Here is a 20,023-nt window from a genome sequence, read left to right as displayed (position 1 = left end):
AGACCTATCAAATCCCCGAACTATCCCCCATCCTGAAAACAGTAATCCCGTACATTGCGTAAAAACCAAGGGTCAGAACGCGCTATTGCCACGCCATTTTACGGCGATTTCCCCCCGTCTTTTTTTTGCCGCCAGGTGCCTGATAGGAATAGAGATTATTCTTATATTTCCGCTAACCGTTAAGAAATAATAATGATTCTCGTTTTCAACCACGGAAAGGAGAAGGAACGATGAAAACAGTGAAGCGAACGGGTATCGCGTTGGCGATAGCCCTGACCTTCCCCCTGGCATTGCCTGCCGCTACGGCGGCGCAAACCTCCCTGACAAACAGTAAGGCGGCGACGATGACGGAAAAACACGGGCAGTTTATTGCGGTTGGTAAAGTGGTGCAGGTGACCTTTGGCGATTTCGCCTTCAAGCTGGATTTTACCGATGACAAGACCATGACCTTCACCGGCATCGGCGAGGCGTCGCAGGGCATCACCGATACCGTACAGTACACCGCGGTGGAGATTCGGCCGAAGGTCTACATGGTCTACTGGCATGAGCCGCAGTCCGGCGACAACGTGACGCATATCGAGGACTTCGAGCGTGGCGAGGTGTACACCAACATCGCCGCCAAGGACGGCAGCTTCACCCATCTGAAAGGGCAGCTGAAAATCGTAGGTCACTCAGGAAAATAAGGAGCAGTTATGAAAAAGGCATTGATCACCTGTGCGATCGTCGGCGGCCTGCTGGCGAGTTACCCGGCGCTGTCAACGGATCAGGCGGCGTCTTACAAATCGGCCGGCAAAGGCGGTTATCATCATGCCCAGCAGAAGCTGAAGGTGGTGGAAGATCTGTACGCGGGCTTCTTCAACCGCCACGACATCGGCGTAGCGCAGAGGCTGATTGTGGAAAACTACAAGCAGCATAACCCGTTCGTCGGCGACGGCATCAAGCCGTTCCTCGATTTCTTCAGCCAGACCTTTAAGGACAACCCGCAGTACAGCGCCAAAATATACCGCAGCGCGGTCAACGGCGATCTGGTCTACGTTCACGTCAAATACCAAAATAACCCGCAGGATCGCGGCACCGCCAGCGTGGATATTTATCGGGTGAACGATCAGGGGAAAATCACCGAGCATTGGGACGTCAATCAGGATGTGCCGGAAAAATCGGCCAACGACAATACCATGTTCTGATCCGCAAGGGCCGCTGCGGCGGCCCTCAACACGCCCGCAACACTTTATTTACTTACATAAATATTAAATGCCTGCCGCGTCGAGTAGGCTACGGCCGCCTTTGGCAGTGGTGGCACGGTTGATGGGCGTCATTGTCCCACCACTGCTTGAGGCGTTTCCCCACATTTCCCGTTATCCCGCGCGTTGACTTTCCACTTTTTTGAACTGATGGCGCAGCTGCAGCGCATTGCAAAGCACCAACATCGCCGTCACGGCGAACACCCAGCGGAACCCCATCATCGCCGAAATGCCCGACCCCAGCAGCGGGCCAACCACGTTGCCCAGGTACATAAAGGATTGGTTATAGCCGAAGATGCGCCCGGTCACCTGATCGGAGGAATACTTCAGCAGCAGCGCCTGCACCGCCGGCATCAGCGCGCCGTCGGCGAAGCCCAGCAGGAAACGCAGAATGCCCAGCTGCAGCGGCGTATTGACCCAGGCCATCACGGCGAACAGGCCGGTGGTGAACAGCAGCGCGGCGATCAGGATGCGCGCGGTGCCGATGCGATCGCCGAGCCGCCCGAGGCGCGGGGCCGATATCAGCGCCGCGATGCCGGGCACGGCGGCGATCATGCCGCTGACGAAGGCGATATTGCTGACGTTGCCCGACAGTTCGCGAATGAACAGCGTCAGGATCGGGCTGATGGAGGAGTTGGCCAGCTGAATCATCAGGGTGCAAACGAACAGGGTGACGATCAGCGTCGGATAGGGCAGCGACCGGAATACCGCCTTGCCGCTCAGCTGATCCGCTTTTTTCACCGTGATGCGCCGCTCTTTAATCAGGAACAGCGTCACCAAGAAGCTGACGAACATCAGCCCGGCGGTGACGAAAAACACCACCCGCAGCCCCAGATGATCGGCCATCAGCCCGCCCAAGAGCGGCCCGGCGATCACGCCGGAGATCTGCCCGGTCGAGAGCGTGCCCAGCGCCCAGCCGCTTTTATCGCGCGGCGCCTGCGAGGCGACCAGCGCCATGGCGTTGGGAATATAGCCGGACGTCAGCCCCATCAGGGCGCGCAGCGCGAACAGCTGCCAGACGTTGGTGGCCAGCCCCTGCAGCGCGATGACGATCGCCATGCCCAGCGAGGCGCGCAGCAGCATCAGCTTACGGCCCTTACGGTCGGCCAGGCTGCCCCACAGCGGCGACACCACTGCCGAGACCAAAAAGGTGCCGCTGAATACCAGCCCGGACCACAGGCTGAGGGATTGCGGATCGCTGACGCCGAGCTGTTCGACGTACAGCGGCAGAAAAGGGAGGATTTGGCTCATCGCCAGCCCGGTGAAGAAACACCCGAGCCAGACCGAGATCAGATTGACTTTCCACGCTTCCATCGGCTTACCGTACCACGTTGAATAAGGAGGGTTTTATTAAGCAAGGTAATAATAACACTACAAATTAATCGGCGAGGGGCAAATGCGTGAGCAAACGTAACCCTGCCGATGCAGTGTCTTTTTTGCTATATATTAATAGCTATATTATCATAGGTAACCAGGTTAGGCCAGAGCGGCGCGGTAGCCAGGAAGGGCACCGCGCGATCCGGCGATGTGAAAGTAGGGACAAACTGGACGTTATCGACTGATGCCAATGAAAAAAGATCATCCTGAAGACGTGACGCTGCTGCGCACGCAGTTAATGTCGCTGGTGCGCCGTTTGCGGCGCGAATCGCGCAGCGACGAAAAATCCTGGGCCCAGCTGATGCTGTTGGGGGCTATCGATCGCCACGGCGGCGAGGCGACGCCGTCGCTGCTGGCGGAATCGGAGCGCATGCGCTCCTCTAACCTGGCGGCCGCCTTGCGTGAGCTGGAGGCCGATGGCTTGCTGGTGCGCACGCCGGACGCCGAAGACAAACGCCGGGTGCGGGTGCGCCTGACGCCCGCCGGGCTGGGCCTGCTGCAGCAAAGCCGCAGCCGGCGCGAGGCGTGGCTGCTGGCGGCGATGGAGAGCTGTTTAACGGAGCGGGAGCAGGCGCTGTTGATTGAGGCGGGGGCCTTGATGGCGCGGCTGGCGGCGGCACCGTCAACGGAAACGGAATAATCGGCGGGCGGCCGGTGCGCCGCCCCTGCGGCGAGATTATGGCATCGGCCAATCGACCGGCATGGTGCTGACCACGTCCACGTAGCGATCCCAGGCCGAAGACCAGAATTGGGTGAAGGCTTCCAGAGTAAGGTGGATGCCCATCAGGCCCATCACGAACCAGCAGGCGGTAAACAGGCCCAGGCTGCTGAACATGAACGCCATGCCGTTGCGGCTGGTCTTACGGCAAACGACGTTTAACTGGCTGGCGAAGAACATCATCACGGCGCTCAGCAACTCCCAGCGCATCATGACTAAACCGGTGGCAATGGTACTCATCGAACTCGATCCTATGTAACAAAAAGCCGCATCCGGCAGGGCACCGACAGGGAAATGCGGGGGAATATCGGGAATAGTGTGATTAAGATCACATTGTAGCATTGGGGCGAACGGCGGCTCAATGGGAAGCGCGGTGAAAAAACGCCGACGGTAACATTCCAATATGCTGAAACAGTTATGCCATTTCATTAGCAACCTTTTCATGGGGCGGTGCGCCCGATAACGCTATGCTTGCCGGCTTTTCAGTTCCCTGATTTTGCGGGGAAATGTGACGCAAAAGGTATCGGCACCGCATGGCCCTGTTAAAAGAAAAAATTCGCGACCACTCTGCGGAAGAGAGGCTGTTTATCCGCCGGGCAGGCGTAGCGCTGGCGCTGGTGGTGGTCTGTTTTGGCGCGCTGATCGTCAATCTCTACCGGCTGCAAATCCGCCAGCACGGCTTTTACCAGACGCGTTCCAACCAGAATGACATCAAGATGCTGCCGATCGCCCCCAGCCGCGGGCTGATCTTCGATCGCAACGGCATTCCGCTGGTGCGAAACGTGACACTGTATCGTATCGAGGTCACGCCCAGCAAAATCACCGACATGGCGACGCTGCTGCGGGCGCTGACGCCGATCGTCGACCTGACGCCGGAGGACATCAGCGCGTTTCGCGACGACATGCACCACAACAGCCGCTACAAACCGGTGACGCTCAAAGCCGGGCTGAGCGACACCGAGGTGGCGCGCTTTGCCGTCAATCAATACCGTTTCGACGGGGTGACGATCGATACCTATCAACAGCGTGAATATCCTTACGGCGCCCAGCTGGCGCACGTGCTGGGCTATGTGTCGAAGATCAACGACAGCGATATCAAACGCCTGGACAAGGCCGGGCTGAGCGAGAACTATGCCGCCGACCGCAACATCGGCAAACAGGGCATCGAGGCCTATTACGAGTCCGAACTGCACGGCACCACCGGCTATCAGGAGGTGGAGGTGGATAACCACGGGCGGGTGATCCGCCTGCTGAAGGAGCAGCCGCCGAAGGCCGGCAAGAACATCTACCTGACGCTGGATTTGCCGCTGCAGCAGTACATCGAATCGGTGCTGAAGGGGCAGCGCGCCGCGGTGGTGGTGGAAGATCCGCGCGATGGCGGCATCCTGGCGATGGTCTCCAGCCCCAGCTACGATCCCAATCCTTTCGTCAAAGGTATCGGCTATCAGGCCTATAAGACGCTGCTGACCAACCCGGATTTGCCGCTGATCAACCGCGTCACTCAGGGCTTGTACCCGCCGGCGTCGACGGTGAAGCCCTACATGGCCGTTTCGGCGCTGTTTGCCGGGGTGATCACACCCACCACCACCTTTTTCGGTGCGCCGACCTGGACGCTGCCCGGCACCGAACGCCGCTACCGCGACTGGCTGAAAACCGGCCACGGCATGCTCAACGTCACCAAAGCGATCGAGGAGTCCGCCGACACCTTCTTTTATCAGGTGGCGTATGAGATGGGCATCGATCGTATCCACCACTGGCTGAGCCAGTTCGGCTACGGCCAGTCCACCGGCATCGATCTGAACGAAGAGTATCGCGGCGTGCTGCCGAGCCGCGACTGGAAGCTGAAGGTGCACAAAAAGATTTGGTATCAGGGGGATACGGTTTCGGTGGGCATCGGCCAGGGGTATTGGGTGGCGACGCCGATCCAGATGGTAAAAGCGCTGACCACGCTGATCAACAACGGCCAGGTGAAAACGCCGCATCTGCTGTATTCGCTGCAGCAGGGCAATCGGGTGACGCGCTACCAGCCGCCGATGCAAACGGCGCAGATCGGCGATCCCCACTCGCCTTACTGGGGCATCGTGCGTAACGGCATGTACGGTATGGCTAACTTGCCGAACGGCACCGGTTACAAGCTGTTCCACACTGCGCCGTATCAGATCGCCGCCAAATCCGGCACCTCGCAGGTGTTCAGCCTGAAGCAAAACCAGACCTACAACGCCAAAATGATCCCGGTGCGGCTGCGCGATCACATCTTCTATACGCTGTTCGCGCCTTACAAAACCCCCCGGGTGGCGATGGCGCTGATCCTGGAAAACGGCGGCGGCGACGGCGTGGTGGCGGGGCCGACCGCCCGCGCGATACTCGACCACATTTTTGACCCGGCCAACGCGCCGCAGCCCGGCAATCCGGCGCAAAGTAAACCGCAGTTAAACGACAGTGCGGATGTGCAACGGTGATGCGGTTTGTTTTTACTTTCTTACAAACTGCAATCTCCTGACCATTTCCGGCAAGGTAGACTGAAATAACACCATAAACCGAATAAAAACGCAGGGTTAACACAACAGTGGCGCCATCGACCAAAAAAAGCGGTAAAACCTATTCCACAGTTCGTTTCGGCTGGATTTGCGCCGGCATGCTGGTCTGTTTTTTTCTGTTGGCGTTCAGGGTCGGCTATCTGCAGCTGCTGGAGCACCAGCAGCTGGCGGATCAGGCCGACCAGCGCTCGATCCGTACCCAGGTGGTGCCGACCAACCGCGCCATGATCACCGATCGCAACGATGAGGCGCTGGCGGTCAGCGTGTCGTCCAAAGACATCGTGCTGGATCCGAAACACATTCTCGATACCCAGACCGACACCGGCAACGAGCGCTGGCAGAGCATGGCCAACGTGCTGAAGATCCCGCTGGCGGACGTGCAGCATCTGATCCAGAGCAACGCACACAAGCGTTTCGTCTATCTGGCGCGCAAGGTGGAGGACGACAACGCCGCCTACATCAGCAAACTGCATCTGACCGGCGTCAGCACCGAGCAGGATTTCAGCCGCTTTTATCCGATGGGCCAGGACGCCGCCGGGCTGATCGGCATCGTCGGCCAGGACAATCAAGGGCTGGAGGGTATCGAGCTGGGCTTCAACCCGCTGTTGCAGGGCAAAAACGGCCTGCGGGTCTATCAGAAGGACGGCAGCGGCGCGGTGATCGGCGTGCTAAAAAGCGTGGATCCGGTGCCGCCGCCGAACGTGACGCTCAGCATCGACAAATTTATCCAGTATGTGCTCTATGCGCAGATCCGCGACGGCGTGGTGGCCAACCAGGCCGATTCCGGCTGTGCGGTGCTGGTCAAGATCGACACCGGCGAGATCCTCGGCATGGCCAGCTACCCGTCGTTCAACCCGAACAACTATGGCAGCACCCCGGCGAAAGACATACGCAACGTGTGCAGCAGCGACAGCTTCGAACCGGGCTCGACGGTGAAACCGGTGGTGGTGATGGTGGGGCTGGAGCATAAGCTGATCCGGCCGGATACGGTGCTGGACACCACGCCGTATCGGGTGAACGGTCACCTGATCAAAGACGTCGGCCACTGGTCGAAGTTGACCATCACCGGCGTCCTGCAAAAATCGAGCGACATCGCGGTATCGCACATTGCGCTGGCGCTGCCGGCCACGGTGCTGCCGGCGGTCTATCGCAGCTTTGGCCTGGGGCGGCCGACCGAGCTTGGCATCGGCAACGAGAGCAGCGGCTATCTGCCGCAGCATCGTGAACGCTGGGCCGATATCGAACGCGCTACCTTCTCCTTCGGCTATGGGCTGCGCGTGACGCCGCTGCAGATGGCGCGCGAGTACGCCGCTATCGGTTCCTTCGGCATTTATCGGCCGCTGTCGATCACCAAGGTGACGCCGCCGGTGATGGGGCAACGTATTCTGCCGGCGGATACGGTACGATCCGTGGTGCATATGATGGAGAGCGACGCCTTGCCGGGCGGCAGCGGGGTGAGCGCCGCGGTGCCGGGCTACCGGCTGGCGATCAAAACCGGTACCGCCGAGAAAATGGGCCCGAGCGGCAAATACGACGGCGGCTACATCAACTACACCGCCGGCGTGGCGCCGGCCAGCGATCCGCAGGTGGCGCTGGTGGTGATGGTCAACAACCCGAAAGCCGGCAAGCACTTCGGCGGTTCGGTGGCCGGGCCGGTGTTCGGCAAGATCATGGCCCAGGTGCTGGAGCACATGAATATTCTGCCGGATGCCCAGCCGCTTAACGTGGTGTCGTCGGTCAAGGGGTAATGATTTAAGCGGGAAATATTGGGCCAGAGAATCTCTGACCCAATATTTAATGCAACGAGTCTGACTTACGCGTTATTTCCCTTGGGTTGCCCACCATTTCGCTACGCAAGCATTGGGTGCCTGAATAGTTTTACCTTCTTTGGTGATATAAGGTACCGGTGAGTAGATTCTTGAGCAGTAGCCTGCCGGGCGTTCGGTAGCATTAACGGTGAGAGGGAGGCTAACGGTGGTGGCTAAAATCGCTGTGAGCAGCATCAGATTTGATAACTTCATCATTCTTCCTTAATTAATGAAAATAGAGTTTCATGCTTGCCGTTACACGACGAGCGCTAATGAGAGTATTAATTTGTGGGTATAACGTCTACGGCAGATTTCATTATGGATAGGCCCTGATTCATTGATTAATATTTATATCAACATCTAAAAACAACATTTACTTTACCGAACGCAATTGCTGTCTTTCATTGAAATAAATGTGCCAACAAGCGGTTAGCTGGACTCAAGGTAATGCTTCAGCGCCTGCAGATCGGCGTTCACCAGCCCGGCGTCGCGGGCGAACATCGCATCGTCCATGTCCGGCTGGCGGAACAGGGTGAAGATCACCTCGGTGCCGCGCCGGTTGGCGAGCGCGCGCAGCGGCACGTAGACCACGCCGCCGTCCGGCAGCGTCACCCAATGATCCAGTACGCCGAAGTCATTCGGCGCGCTGAAGCGAATGCGGATCCGCCCCTGTGGGGTGTCCGCCACCCAGTCTTCATCTTCCCGCCGCAAGCTGTTGGCTAACCCTTTGGCCCACAAGGGGAAGTTTTCCGGCTGGCTGAGAAAGGCATACACCTCGTCACAAGAGCGGTTGATGGCAACATGCAGCGTTTGTGCGCTCAGCATCGTGGTTTCTCCGGTTGGCGGCGATACTTCAGTGTAGATCCCGCCGCGCTTAGAAGTAGTAACCGATGTTCACGTTGGTGCGAAAATACCATTTATTGCTGCCGGGGGACTGGGTGCCGGTCCAGCCGGTGGCGTTTTCTACGCCGCCCCACGGGTTGGCGTTCTGCGCCCAGGTCAGATCCACCCACAGCATCACCGGCATGGCGAATACTTGTACCCCCAGCGTGTTCATTTTAGAGTCGGAGCCGCCGTGCCTGTCCTTCCAGAGCACGCTGTAATCGTTGTAGAACCGCAGCTTTTTCACCGGCCCCCAGGGCACGTCGACGTCGCGCGCCAGGTTGATGGCGGCGGTGGTGGCCTGCGACGGGATCAGATAGGCCGGCGTCAGGCCGTTGCCCCCCATCAGGATCACCGAATTGTTGGCCCCGGCCGGGCCTTTGGCGTCGTAACCGTAGCGGATCACCTGGCCGGACAGATGCCAGGGATCGTAATTCACCAGCGTATGTAAGCCTGCCGCCCAGAAGCTGCCGTTATCGCCGGTCGCCTGGTTGTAGAGCCGCGAGGCCGCCAGCGAACCGCCGAGCTCATTGTTCCAGCCGCCCTGATGGAAAGCGCGCGTCAGCCGCAGGTTTACCTGATCGCGTTTTTCGTTGCGCTGCAGGTGCTGTGACGCATAGTTGGTGTTCTTCAGATCGTCGTAGCTGGCGACGTCGGGGGCGTAACGCACGCCGGTCGGCATCATGCGCGGGTAGTAGGCGGCGTCGAAGGCCCAATCGTCATGTTGGTATTGGTATTTGGCGCCCAGCCCGGTGTTGACGCCAAAGCCGAGGTAAAACGGAATGCCGTACGACCAGCCGAACTGCGGGTAGGGCATCAGGCCGAACGGTTTGAACGGCGCGCCGAGCTGTACGGCGGAGCGCTCAGACAGGTGGTAGCCGACATAGGCGCGGTCGATGGCGTATTTGCGCCGATCCTGAAACCAGAATCCGCTATCGAAAAACGCATCGTTTACCTGGCCGGCGGCATCGATGCGAAAGGCGTCAAAGCGTAAATGCGGAGGATTCCGATAATTGCTGCTGTGCCAGTCTTCATAGCGATAATTGGCGCGCAGTGCGCCGCCGATATCAATATTCTTTTTATTATCCTCGCTTTGCCAATGAATATGCGGAAATGCCGGACGGCTTTTTTTTACCGGCACCACGGTGGCGGCAGCGTCGTTGGGTATTGCGGCGACGGTTGCATAACTCACTGGTGAAACAAGGAAAAAACAAAGCGTAATCTTGCGCATGCCTGGCCCCTGAAGAAAGTAGACTGTTTATTAAGGCGAGCGAGTTTCACCTGTGAACAGGGTGCTTACGCTCATCGGTTTTATATTTGAGACGATTTTATCGGGCGTTTCATATATTAAATTCAGTGCCGGTTAATATATGAAACTTTGTTTCTTTTTTAATGGGAAAACTATAAATCCGGTATTAAACAAGTCAAGAAATAAAAATGAGAGTTGACGAGCAATACCGATTATTGGGTTGTCTAGGTCGGCGGGGGCGGCACAGAGCAGGCTGAAATATTAGTGTCATCAATGCCCGTTAGACTCGCGGCATCCTGGTATTACTGACTAAAAATCATGAACATAAAACTGACACTGGGCCGCAGGGTAAAATCTGCGGCGGCGCTGCCGCGCGCGTTTGGCTTCGGCAAGAGCATGGGCTTATTAAGCGGCGTAATTTGCGTTATTGCGCTATTTTCTCTGCTGCAACTGTTTTCCACCGTATTTATTTCCAATATTCTGCGCGACGCCAAGGCTAACCTGGTGGCGGGCAACGGCTTGCATCGCCAGCAGGCGACGATGGATCGCGCCAGACTGTCGCTGCTGACGGCCAGCGACAGTTTGAACCGTGCGGGCATCTATTACCTGCAGGACAAAGCCACCGGCTCCGACGGCAGTTGGCACAGCCTGCTGGATGAATCGTTGGCGGCGCTGCAGGCCTCAGAGCAGGCCTTCGTCCAGTTCGAGCGCTTGAGCGCGGAGGCGCCCGAGGCGGCGGGCGCCCTGAAAGACAGCTATCGCCTGTTCTATGACGGCCTGAAAGAGCAGGCGCAAGGGTTGCAGGGCAGCAGTATCGATGCGTTTTTCGCCGTGCCGATCCAGGCGTTTCAGGCGGATTTTAACGAGAAGTACCTCGCTTATCAGGCGCTGAACGAACGGCGTGGCGATGATGTCAACGTGCGGCAATTGGCGGCGCTGGAGCAGGCCAGGACCTTTGCGCTCGGCGCGCTGGCCGCGCTGGCGCTGATCGCGGTGGGGGTGTGGGTCGGCGTCTCTCGCTGGGTGATCGCGCCGCTGCGGCGGGCGATCGCGCACCTCAATGTGCTGGCCGCCGGCGATCTTTCGCGGCCGCTGCCGCCTGAGCGGGCATTCAACCGCGAGATGCGCCAGCTGCAGACCAGCATTGGCCACATGCAGGGCGGCCTGCAGCGCCTGGTCAGCGAGGTACGCGATGCGGCGAGCGGGATCCTGAACGGCGTCGGGCGGCTGGCGGACGGCAATCGACAGTTGACGGCGCAGTCAGCGAAGCAGAACGGCGAATTACAGTTGGCGACCGAGCAGGTGCAGCAGCTGGCGGCGCGGGTGGAGGAAAACGGCCAATACGCGCAGCAGGCCAGCCAACGAACCGAACAGGCCCGGCAGTGCGCCGGCGCCGGTGAACAGATGATGCAAACCGTCAATGTTTCGATGCAAGGGATCGTCAACCAATCGGCCGAGATGCGCGGCATCGTCGCGCTGATCGACAGCGTGGCGTTCCAGACCAATATTTTGGCGCTGAATGCGGCAATCGAGGCGGCGCACGCCGGCGTTCATGGCCGCGGCTTTGCCATCGTGGCCAAAGAGGTGGGGCTGTTGGCGCAAAAGAGCAGCCATTCGACGCGCGATATTCAGCAGTTGATCAACCGTTCGCTGCAGCAAATCGATCAAGGTTCGCAGGCGGTGGAGCTACTGACGGGCAACCTGCGCCAGATTATCGATCTGGTGAACAAATGCAGTGCGCTGATGGGGGACATTTCCTTGGCATCGCTCAATCAGGGGGAGAGCATTCAGGACGTGACGGCGCGCATCTCGGCGCTGAATCAGGTGGTGCGGCAAACCGGCACGGTGGTGAACGCGGTGACCGAGGCTTCGCAGCTGTTGCAGGGCGAGTCGGAACGGTTAGAAAAAGCGATGGCGCGTTTCAGGCTGCCGGCGCAATAAATACTTCCGATGCAGGCTAATGAATAATAAAGCTGCGCTTAACGTTATTTATTATTTTCGCACACTGAGAAAGTTAAGCGGTTAAATAAAAGCGCAGGCCGACGCTTATGGATTTAAAAAGCATCGGCCTGCAGAGATTATTTTTGACGGGCTGATTAACGGCTGGTCTGGTGGCCGATAATGCCGCCGAGCGCTGCGCCGCCAAGGGTGCCCAGCGTGCTGCCGTCGGTCAGCACCGCGCCGCCGACGGCGCCCACGCCCGCGCCGATCGCCGTGTTGCGATCGCGATTGGACATATGCCCACATGCGGTAACGGAAAGCGTTGCCATCACCACCACCAACACACCTGCGGCACGTTTAATATTCATAATGAGTTCCTGGTAAATTGACTGATTAATGGATTAAAAATAATCCTATTAACCTGCCGGTAGAAGTTGGGATGAATGTATTCCTCCGTAAGAAAATCGAACAGGTAAAAATTCTTAATTTTTCGGCGGTGAAAAGCGATTGCTCGCCGAATGTGCGGCCGCCGGTAAAATCGTGGGTCTATACTGGAAAGACACCTCGCGGGGGGCGGGGCGCACACTCTGGAGGACGCCATGTCCGATCTCGTTTCCGCCTCCGGCAAACCGGTGAAAATCCCCGGCCCGGACCACCCAATCACCTTGACCCGCCATCCGGCGCGGGTTGTTGTGCGTACAGCCGGTCAGACCCTGGCCGACAGCCGCAACGTGCTCATCCTGCAGGAAGCCACCTATCCGCCGGTGTTTTACTTTCCGCGTGAGGATGTGAATCGGGCGCTGTTGCAGAAAAACGAGCACGTCAGCTGCTGCCCTTATAAGGGCGACTGCAGTTATTTCTCCCTTGTGCTTAACGGCGCGCAGGAGGCCAATGTGGCCTGGAGTTATGAAATGCCCTACAACGCCGTGGTAGCGATCAAGGATTATCTGGCATTTTATCCCGATAAAGTGACGGAGATCCGCACCGAAGCGTGAGCCGGCGCCGCCATCGGGCGGGGGCAGGTTGACATTCTTATTGTCCCTACTCATTATGTGTATTACCGGAAATTGATACGCTTTCCTTATGTTTTAATCCGATATAAACGAAACTCTGAGCAGGTGCCAAGGTGTCTACCTCTACGCGATTTGCCGTTGCCATCCATATTCTGACCAACATCACGCTGTGTCGCGGCCAGACGGTGCGTTCTGAAGATATCGCGCGCAGCGTCAACACCAACCCGACGGTGGTGCGGCGCATCCTCGGCGCGCTGGCGGAGGCCGGGCTGACCTATTCACAGATGGGGCAAGGCGGCGGGGCGTTGCTGGCGCGGCCGGCGGAAGCGATCTCGCTGCTGGACGTGTATCGCGCGGTAGAGGATCAGCCGTATTTTATGCTGCACCGTACCCGGCCTAACGATGCGTGCTATATCGGCCACGCGATTACCCCGGTGCTGGAGCAAGAGTTCGCGCGCGTCGGTCACGCGCTGGAAGCCAGCCTGGCGCAAACCAGCATCGCCGAAATGGCCGGGCAGGTCGAGCGGCGCGCAGGCTATCCTTTTATCCCTTGTTCACCGCAATATCAAGCGGATACGCAATAAAAACCCTCGCCAATTCCCGCTACGCGCAGAGCATTTTTTGCATTGCTTTAATGTAATTGTGTAAGTTACATTAGCTCGCATCAAGTGTGATGTAGCTCACGTTTTAGACTGCCTCCCCACGATACTCAACCGATTGGCCGGAAACCTTTTCTTCCGGCGCAGATTCGCTGTGCTTATAAACCAGGAGAGAACGATGTTAGAAATGATTGAAAGCTTGGCCACCGTGGTGGTCCTGGTGCCGGTAATGGTAGCCGTCTTGCTCGGCGCGATTTACGGCCTGGGTGAAGTGTTCAACGTCTTTTCCGCTATCGGCCGCAAAAACGGCTGATGGCACGCCAGGGGGCGGTTCTCGTCCTCCGGCTCCCCTCCGAATTATCCTGTACCCTCCTTGCTTCATAGCGTAAATCCCCCTCTACTCCAGAAAAAGTCGGGCGCTCAGCGTATCGATGAACACCCTGAGTTTCGGCGTCAGGTGCTTGCTGGAAGGCCACAGGACTTTAAAGCTGCCGCTGTGGTGACTATGCTCGCGCAATATCTGCTGTAATCGCCCCTGTTCCCGTGCGCGCTTCACGGCAAAATCCGGCAAACAGGCGATGCCCTGGCCGCTTTCCGCCAGGTAAATCAGGGTATCGACGGTGTTGCAGACCAGCCGGGTGTTGATACCCTCGGCGAGCAGCTTTTCCCATCCGGCGATCGGCCAGGGTTCCACTTTGCCGGTCGAGGGAAATTTGTACAGCAGGCAGGCATGGCCTTGCAGTTCCGCCGGTTGATGCGGGATCCCCATCTGGCGCAAATAATCCGGCGAGGCCACCAGCTGCAGATGAAACGTGCCCAGCTGGCGGCTCATCAGCCGTGAGTCCTCGGTCTCGCCGACGCGAACTACGGCATCAAAGCCTTCTTCGATGACATCGACCCGGCGGTCGGAAAAATCGGTTTCCAGCTCAATCTCCGGGTAACGCCGGACGAACTCCGCCAGCACCGGATTCAACAGGCCGCCCACCAACGGCAAACTGACACGCAGCTTGCCGCGCGGCGCGCTGTGCGTATCGCTGATTTCCCGTTCCGCCGCCGCTAATTCCCCGAGAATACGCTGGCAGCGGAGCAGAAACAGCTGGCCTTCGGCGGTTAACGTCATGCTGCGCGTGCTGCGGTGGAACAGGCGTGCACCCAGCCGATTTTCCAGGCGGGCGATGCTTTTCCCCACCGCGGAGGCAGAAATGCCGAGCACGCGGCCGGCCTCAACGAAACTCAGCGTCTCCGCGGCCTGCACAAAGACGCTCACCCCAGACAGATTATCCATTGCTTGCCTCATTGAGGACGAAATTGTCCGCTATGAAAGGAAATCTAGCCTGTTTTTCCGTTAATCGCCACGCTCTATGCTCGGTGGCGACAGCATGGGCTGACTACCTGGAGCAATAAAGATGAGTGAATACGGATCCTCCGCCAACGCGATCGACGGCGCGATAGAGAAAGCCTTGCGCGAAAAACGATTGGTTGGCGCGGTCGTTTTGGTGGCGCAGGGCGGTGAGATTGTTTATCGACGCGCGGCGGGCATGGCAGATCGCGAAGCGGGCAAACCGATGGCGTGCAATACGCTGTTTCGGCTGGCTTCGGTGTCCAAACCGATCGTGTCCACGGCGGCGCTGGCGCTGATGGCGCGAGGAGACATGCGGTTGGACGATCCCGTTACCCGCTGGCTGCCGGATTTTCGTCCGCGGCTGGCGGACGGCACCGTCCCGTTGTTGACGCTGCGCCATTTAATGACCCATACCGCCGGGTTAAGCTACCGCTTTTTTCAGCCGGAAGGCGGATGCTACGCACGATTGGGCGTCTCCGACGGGATGGATGAGGCGGCGGTCAGCCTGCCGGAAAATGTGCGGCGCATTGCTTCCGCGCCGTTGCTGGCACCGCCCGGCGCGGAGTGGCGTTATTCCATCGCCACCGATGTGTTGGGCGCGGTTATTGAACGGGCGAGCGGCCTGCCGCTGGCGCAGGCGGTCAAAAAATGGGTGACCGGGCCGCTGGCGATGACGGATACCGATTTCCTGGCGGTGGACGCCGCGCGCCTGGCGGCCGCTTACGCTGACCATCCCGGCGAGCCACGCCGCCTGCGCCAGCCGGATCGTTTACCCTTCATCGACGGCAGCGCCGGTTTTCATCTGTCGCCGGCGCGTGCGCTGGATCCGCAGGCGTACGCCTCCGGCGGTGCCGGCATGGTCGGTTCGGCGGAGGATTTCCTGCGCCTGCTGGAAACGTTGCGCCAGGGGGGCGGGCAGGTGCTGCCGGCTGATTGGGTGGCGGCGCTGACCACCAACCAAATCGGCGATCTGCCGATGCCGTTTTGGCCAGGGCGCGGCTTCGGCCTGGGCATCACCGTGCTGAAAGATCCCGTCGCCGCGCAAACGCCGGAGTCTGTGGGCAGCTGGCGGATGGGCGGCACCTATGGTCACTCGTGGTTCGTCGATCCTGCCCGGCAGCTCAGCGTGGTGGCGTTTACCAACACGGCGCTGGAAGGAATGTCCGGCGCCTTTGTCGGCGAGATTTGTCAGGCGGTTTATGCCGCCACGGGAGTGCCGTCATGGGCCTGATGCCACCGATTTTCTTCATCGCGCTGGGGTTGTTCGGCGTTTACTGCATTGAGTTCGGCGTGGTGGGTATTTTACCGCAGATCATCACGCGCTATGGCATCTCCACGGCGCAGGCCGGCTGGCTGGTCGGGGTCTTCGCCCTGACCATTGCGCTGTTCGGGCCGCTGTTGGTGCTGCTGGCGTCGCGGTTCAATCGCAAACGCATGTTGTTGATCGCGTTGGCCGTGTTTGCGGCAGCCAGCGCGCTGGCCGCTCAGGCGGACAGCTTTGCCATGCTGATGCTGCTGCGTATTTTGCCGGCGTTGTTTCATCCGATCTACTTTTCACTGGCCATGGTGGCGGCCGCGGCGCTTTATCCGCCGCATCTGGCCACCAAAGCAACCGCTTATGCGTTTATCGGCACCAGCATGGGGATGGTATTGGGCATACCGCTGACGCAATGGATCGCCGGGCAGTTCAGCTATGAGGCATCGTTCCGATTTTGCGCGCTGGTCAACCTTCTGGCGGCGCTGGGATTGCTGTGGCGCTTGCCTGATGCGGCCGTACAGCGTCTCAGCTACGGCAAGCAGTTGGCAATCCTGCGCAGCGGCACGCTGTGGTTGAATATCATTACCTGCGTACTGATCTTTGCCGCCATGTTTGCCGTCTACGCTTACGCAGCCGAGTACCTCAGCCGTGAAGCCGGTATTGGCGACGCCGCCATCGGCTGGCTTCTGGTGGCGTTCGGTGTGGGCGGCGTCGCGGGCAACCTGTTGGCCGGCAAGTGGTTGAGCCGCCACCGCGCAGTGACGGTGCTGCTGCATCCGATAGCCTTGATTGCGGCTTATGCGCTGTTGTATCGCTACGGCAGCGCGAATATCGGCTCGATGACGGCACTTTGCCTGTATTGGGGGGCGGCGCACACCAGCGGTTTGATCGTGACGCAGGTCTGGCTGACCTCCGAAGCGCCGCAGGCGCCGGCGTTCGCCACCGGGCTGTATATCGCCTTTATCAACCTGGGCGTGGCGGTGGGGTCGCTGGTGGGCGGTTGGTTTATCGCTGCCTGGGGGCTACAGGGCAGCCTGCTGTGTGGGGCCATGTTTGCCGCACTGGCGGCGATTGCGATCGCCGCCAGGCTGTGGCTGCAACGGCAGGCTACGGTTGCGTTGCGTCAATCATCGCCATCACCTGCCGAAACATCGCGCTTTCCGCATCGGCCAGTTCGTTGACCAGCGTAAAGTGGTTGCAGTGGCGATCGGCCAGCAGCTGGACGTCGAGGCCGCGCGCCAGGCAGGCGTCATAATAGGCCTGCGTCTGGTTTTTAAACCCTTGGGTTTCCCGCTGGCCGACGTCGAGCAATATCTGCGGCGCATGTTCCTTCGCCGGCAGTAAAAACAGCGGGCTAAGGGTTTGCGCCTGCTCGAGCGTCAGGTGCAGCCAGTCGTTGATATAGACATCGCACAGCGGGCGCAGATCGTAGAGGCCGCTCAGCGCCAGCGCGCCTTTGATCGCGTCGGGCGGCAGGCGATAGCGTGATTGCCAGCCGTCGGCGATCAGCATGCCGCACAGGTGGCCGCCGGCCGAACTGCCGCTGACGAAAATGCGTGCCGGATCGATGCCGAAAGGCGCCCCGTGATGATAAAGCCAGGCGACGGCGCTGCGCACCTCGTGCACGATCTCCGCCAGCGTCGCTTCCGGCGCCAGCGTGTATTCCAGCGTGGCGACCGCCACGCCGCGGCGGGCAAACGCGGCGGCCATCGAACAGGCTTCCTCTTTGCGCTGCGAATGCCAGTAGCCGCCATGAATAAAGATCAGCAGCGGGGCGGGCTGCGTGCAGGCCGGGAACAGATCGAGGCGCTCTGCGGCGCTCATGCCGTAGCGCAGGTCGTAAATGCCGGGCGTCTGTGCCCTGGCGCGCTGGGCCAGCGCGGCGTATTCCGCCATGCAGGCGTCAAAATCTTCCACCGAAGCGCGGGCGTTGTATTGCACGGCGCGCGCGCTCAGGTCTTCAAACGTCAGATCGATGCTCATCACTTCTCCGGATTGTTATGCGTTATGCCTTCATCATCGTCCCACAGGCGAAAAGATGTTTGATCTCCGGTGCGCATCATTGCGGCTTCTCCGATGCTGTTTTCTGCTGTATATTGCTGTTTTATGCTTTTTATTGCGGAATATACCCATGCACAAAGCGGCACGACAGCGCCATTTACTGGATTTGCTCAGCGAACGCGGGCAGGCGGCGGTGGCGGAATTGGCCGGCGCCATCGGCGTTTCGGTCGATACCGTGCGCCGCGATCTGGCCGATCTCGAGCGGCAAGGGTTGGCGCAGAAACATCACGGCGGGGCGATCGCGCTCGAACCGTCCGACATGCCGCGCCAGGCGCGTGCGGCGCTGTTGCCGCAGGTCAAGCAGCGGCTCGGCCGCGCGGTGGCCGCGCAGATCCCACCCGGCAGCACCCTGATGCTGGATGCGGGCAGTACGCTGCTGGCGGTGGCGCAGGCGCTGCGTGGGCCGGCCACGGTGATCACCGCTTCGCTGGATATCGCGCAGTGCCTGAGCGACAGGCCGGAGATCAACCTGATCCTGCTTGGCGGCCAGTGGGATGCGCGCCAGCGGCTGTTCGCCGGCGGCGCCACCCTGGCGTTGTTGGCGCGCTACCGCGCGGACATCGCCTTGTTGGGCGCCTGCGCGGTGCATGCGCAGCTGGGGCTGAGCGCCGGCGAAGAGGCCGATGCTGAGGTCAAACGCGCCATGCTGGCCAACAGCGGCGAGCGCTGGCTGGTGGCCGACCATATGAAACTGGATCGCTGCGAACCGCATCACGTTGCGGATCTGGCGCAGATCCAACGGCTGTTTACCGATCGCCCGTGGGACAACCTGGACGAACAATCACTGATTGAACTTTGTGTCGTCGCCGACGACCGCTAGAGGAGAACACTGATGAACGATACCGCACGACCGTTGCAGGTGGCGCTGATTGGCTACGGCTTCGTCGGCAAGGCGTTTCACGCGCCGCTGATTAACGCGGTGCCGGGGCTGGAGCTGAGCGTGGTGGCTTCGCGCGATGCCGCCAAGGTGCATGCCGATCTGCCGCACGCGCAGGTGATCGCCGATCCGCTGGAAGCTATCCGCCGGCCGGAGGTGGATTTGGTGGTGATCGCGTCGCCGAACGACACCCATGCGCCGCTGGCGCTGGCCGCGTTGGAGGCGGGCAAGCACGTGGTGGTGGATAAGCCGTTTACGCTGGATTTGGCGCAGGCGCGCACGCTGATTACGGCGGCGAAAAAACACGATCGCCTGCTGTCGGTGTTCCAGAACCGCCGCTGGGACAGCGACTACCTGGGCGTGAAGCAGGTGATCGAACAGGGGCTGATCGGCAAGGTGACGCACTTTGAGTCGCACATCGATCGCTACCGCCCTGAAGTGCGGGTGCGCTGGCGCGAACAGAACCTGCCGGGGAGCGGGCTGTGGTTCGATCTGGGGCCGCACATGGTCGATCAGGCGCTGCAGCTGTTCGGTTTGCCACACAGCGTGCAGGCCAACATCGCCACGCTGCGCCCCAACGCGCAGGTTAACGACTGGGCCCACGTGGTGCTCAACTACCCGACGCACCGCGTGATCCTGCACGGCAGCATGCTGGTGGCGGGGGGCGTGGCGCGCTTTACCGTACACGGCGAGAAAGGCAGCGTGGTCAAAGCGCGCGCCGACGGGCAGGAGAGCCAACTGTTGGCCGGCGTGACGCCGGGCTCGGCGGAGTGGGGCAAAGACGACGACGCGATGAGCCTGTTTATCGGCACGGAGCCGGTGCGCACGCTGCCGACGCCGGATGGCGACCAGCGTCAATATTACGTCCAGGTCCGCGACGCGCTGCGCGGCGTCGGGGCCAACCCGGTTACCGCCCCGCAGGCGCTGGCGGTGATGGCGGTGCTGGAGGCGGCCACCCTGGCGGCGGAAACCGGCGTCACCCAAGCTCTGCCGCTCACCGAGGCAGAAATCGCCGCCTGGTAACGGTTCGCGGCAGATAAGGCGTCAGACGCATGGATACAGTGCATGTCGTGCGTCTTCCGCCATCCCAACCCCTGGCATAGGCTAATCCTCAGTCTAT

General features: G+C 60.0%; 21 protein-coding genes. 13 read left to right on the top strand and 8 right to left on the bottom strand.

Going from position 1 to position 20,023, the window contains the following annotated elements:
* Nucleotides 1-230: 230 nt before the first annotated feature.
* Together GF111_RS00545 and GF111_RS00540 are read left to right on the top strand one after the other, a co-directional pair.
* Nucleotides 231-683 (top strand): MoaF N-terminal domain-containing protein, encoded by a 453-nt coding sequence (locus GF111_RS00545; RefSeq protein WP_223294865.1) that lies wholly within the window; start codon nucleotides 231-233, stop codon nucleotides 681-683.
* A gap of 9 nt (nucleotides 684-692) precedes the next feature.
* Entirely contained in the window at nucleotides 693-1,184 is a 492-nt protein-coding gene (locus tag GF111_RS00540) for a nuclear transport factor 2 family protein (protein ID WP_047727596.1), read from the top strand.
* 171 nt (nucleotides 1,185-1,355) lie between these two features.
* Here GF111_RS00540 and GF111_RS00535 read toward each other — a convergent pair whose 3' ends face one another.
* The gene (locus GF111_RS00535; protein WP_060434958.1) at nucleotides 1,356-2,555 is read right to left on the bottom strand and encodes a multidrug efflux MFS transporter; all 1,200 of its coding nucleotides are present in this window, start codon (nucleotides 2,553-2,555) and stop codon (nucleotides 1,356-1,358) included.
* A 247-nt stretch (nucleotides 2,556-2,802) separates the two neighbouring features.
* Between GF111_RS00535 and GF111_RS00530 the strand changes: the two genes are divergently transcribed.
* A complete protein-coding gene (locus GF111_RS00530; protein WP_224217801.1) occupies nucleotides 2,803-3,258 on the top strand; it encodes a MarR family winged helix-turn-helix transcriptional regulator in 456 nt (151 codons plus the stop codon).
* A gap of 36 nt (nucleotides 3,259-3,294) precedes the next feature.
* On the opposite strand, the gene GF111_RS00525 is transcribed toward GF111_RS00530, so the two are convergent.
* Complete coding sequence (locus tag GF111_RS00525) at nucleotides 3,295-3,576, bottom strand: YjcB family protein (RefSeq protein ID WP_033634498.1); 282 nt, start codon at nucleotides 3,574-3,576, stop codon at nucleotides 3,295-3,297.
* Nucleotides 3,577-3,869: 293 nt separating this feature from the next.
* Between GF111_RS00525 and mrdA the strand changes: the two genes are divergently transcribed.
* Together mrdA and GF111_RS00515 are read left to right on the top strand one after the other, a co-directional pair.
* On the top strand, nucleotides 3,870-5,795 hold the full coding sequence (mrdA, locus tag GF111_RS00520) for a penicillin-binding protein 2 (protein ID WP_147191510.1): 1,926 nt from the start codon (nucleotides 3,870-3,872) through the stop codon (nucleotides 5,793-5,795).
* Nucleotides 5,796-5,902: 107 nt separating this feature from the next.
* Nucleotides 5,903-7,621 carry a penicillin-binding transpeptidase domain-containing protein gene (locus GF111_RS00515; protein WP_038875183.1) on the top strand — a complete coding sequence of 573 codons (1,719 nt, stop codon included), beginning with the start codon at nucleotides 5,903-5,905 and terminating at the stop codon, nucleotides 7,619-7,621.
* Nucleotides 7,622-7,693: 72 nt separating this feature from the next.
* Here GF111_RS00515 and GF111_RS00510 read toward each other — a convergent pair whose 3' ends face one another.
* From GF111_RS00510 to GF111_RS00500, 3 genes are all read right to left on the bottom strand, one after another.
* Nucleotides 7,694-7,897 (bottom strand): hypothetical protein, encoded by a 204-nt coding sequence (locus GF111_RS00510; RefSeq protein WP_223294866.1) that lies wholly within the window; start codon nucleotides 7,895-7,897, stop codon nucleotides 7,694-7,696.
* Nucleotides 7,898-8,110: 213 nt separating this feature from the next.
* Nucleotides 8,111-8,506 (bottom strand): polyketide cyclase, encoded by a 396-nt coding sequence (locus GF111_RS00505; protein ID WP_080491185.1) that lies wholly within the window; start codon nucleotides 8,504-8,506, stop codon nucleotides 8,111-8,113.
* 49 nt (nucleotides 8,507-8,555) lie between these two features.
* Nucleotides 8,556-9,794, bottom strand: a complete 1,239-nt coding sequence (locus GF111_RS00500) for a hypothetical protein (protein ID WP_094461351.1) — start codon at nucleotides 9,792-9,794, stop codon at nucleotides 8,556-8,558.
* 414 nt (nucleotides 9,795-10,208) lie between these two features.
* On the opposite strand from GF111_RS00500, the gene GF111_RS00495 reads away from it, so the two are divergent.
* Entirely contained in the window at nucleotides 10,209-11,753 is a 1,545-nt protein-coding gene (locus GF111_RS00495) for a methyl-accepting chemotaxis protein (RefSeq protein WP_186766925.1), read from the top strand.
* Nucleotides 11,754-11,908: 155 nt separating this feature from the next.
* Here GF111_RS00495 and osmB read toward each other — a convergent pair whose 3' ends face one another.
* Complete coding sequence (gene osmB / locus GF111_RS00490; RefSeq protein ID WP_004940700.1) at nucleotides 11,909-12,121, bottom strand: osmotically-inducible lipoprotein OsmB; 213 nt, start codon at nucleotides 12,119-12,121, stop codon at nucleotides 11,909-11,911.
* Nucleotides 12,122-12,352: 231 nt separating this feature from the next.
* Between osmB and GF111_RS00485 the strand changes: the two genes are divergently transcribed.
* The 3 genes from GF111_RS00485 (at nucleotide 12,353) to GF111_RS00475 (ending at nucleotide 13,678) form a co-directional block, all read left to right on the top strand.
* Nucleotides 12,353-12,748: a DUF427 domain-containing protein gene (locus GF111_RS00485; protein WP_055312815.1), complete on the top strand. Its 396-nt coding sequence runs from the start codon at nucleotides 12,353-12,355 to the stop codon at nucleotides 12,746-12,748.
* A gap of 131 nt (nucleotides 12,749-12,879) precedes the next feature.
* On the top strand, nucleotides 12,880-13,350 hold the full coding sequence (locus tag GF111_RS00480; RefSeq protein ID WP_038872961.1) for an Rrf2 family transcriptional regulator: 471 nt from the start codon (nucleotides 12,880-12,882) through the stop codon (nucleotides 13,348-13,350).
* A 193-nt stretch (nucleotides 13,351-13,543) separates the two neighbouring features.
* Nucleotides 13,544-13,678 carry an AcrZ family multidrug efflux pump-associated protein gene (locus tag GF111_RS00475; RefSeq protein ID WP_033643027.1) on the top strand — a complete coding sequence of 45 codons (135 nt, stop codon included), beginning with the start codon at nucleotides 13,544-13,546 and terminating at the stop codon, nucleotides 13,676-13,678.
* Between the two features lie 84 nt (nucleotides 13,679-13,762).
* Here GF111_RS00475 and GF111_RS00470 read toward each other — a convergent pair whose 3' ends face one another.
* Nucleotides 13,763-14,650: a LysR family transcriptional regulator gene (locus GF111_RS00470; protein WP_147191465.1), complete on the bottom strand. Its 888-nt coding sequence runs from the start codon at nucleotides 14,648-14,650 to the stop codon at nucleotides 13,763-13,765.
* Between the two features lie 121 nt (nucleotides 14,651-14,771).
* On the opposite strand from GF111_RS00470, the gene GF111_RS00465 reads away from it, so the two are divergent.
* Nucleotides 14,772-15,938, top strand: a complete 1,167-nt coding sequence (locus GF111_RS00465) for a serine hydrolase (RefSeq protein WP_147191467.1) — start codon at nucleotides 14,772-14,774, stop codon at nucleotides 15,936-15,938.
* Nucleotides 15,929-17,146 (top strand): MFS transporter, encoded by a 1,218-nt coding sequence (locus tag GF111_RS00460; RefSeq protein ID WP_048233917.1) that lies wholly within the window; start codon nucleotides 15,929-15,931, stop codon nucleotides 17,144-17,146. The genes GF111_RS00465 and GF111_RS00460 overlap by 10 nt, the downstream gene beginning before the upstream one ends.
* Here GF111_RS00460 and GF111_RS00455 read toward each other — a convergent pair.
* Nucleotides 17,073-17,948 carry an alpha/beta hydrolase gene (locus tag GF111_RS00455; protein WP_038872973.1) on the bottom strand — a complete coding sequence of 292 codons (876 nt, stop codon included), beginning with the start codon at nucleotides 17,946-17,948 and terminating at the stop codon, nucleotides 17,073-17,075. The two genes, GF111_RS00460 and GF111_RS00455, sit on opposite strands and share 74 nt — an antisense overlap.
* Nucleotides 17,949-18,096: 148 nt before the next feature.
* On the opposite strand from GF111_RS00455, the gene GF111_RS00450 reads away from it, so the two are divergent.
* Nucleotides 18,097-18,846 carry a DeoR/GlpR family DNA-binding transcription regulator gene (locus GF111_RS00450; RefSeq protein WP_048321547.1) on the top strand — a complete coding sequence of 250 codons (750 nt, stop codon included), beginning with the start codon at nucleotides 18,097-18,099 and terminating at the stop codon, nucleotides 18,844-18,846.
* 12 nt (nucleotides 18,847-18,858) lie between these two features.
* Entirely contained in the window at nucleotides 18,859-19,926 is a 1,068-nt protein-coding gene (locus GF111_RS00445; RefSeq protein ID WP_061872664.1) for an oxidoreductase, read from the top strand.
* Nucleotides 19,927-20,023 lie beyond the last annotated feature (97 nt).

Origin of the sequence: Serratia sp. HRI (assembly GCF_010119335.3) — a bacterium.
GTDB classification, from domain to species: Bacteria; Pseudomonadota; Gammaproteobacteria; order Enterobacterales; family Enterobacteriaceae; genus Serratia; species Serratia nevei.
The sequence above is the reverse complement of the archived record's forward strand: the minus strand, read 5'-3'. Positions and strand labels throughout refer to the sequence as shown.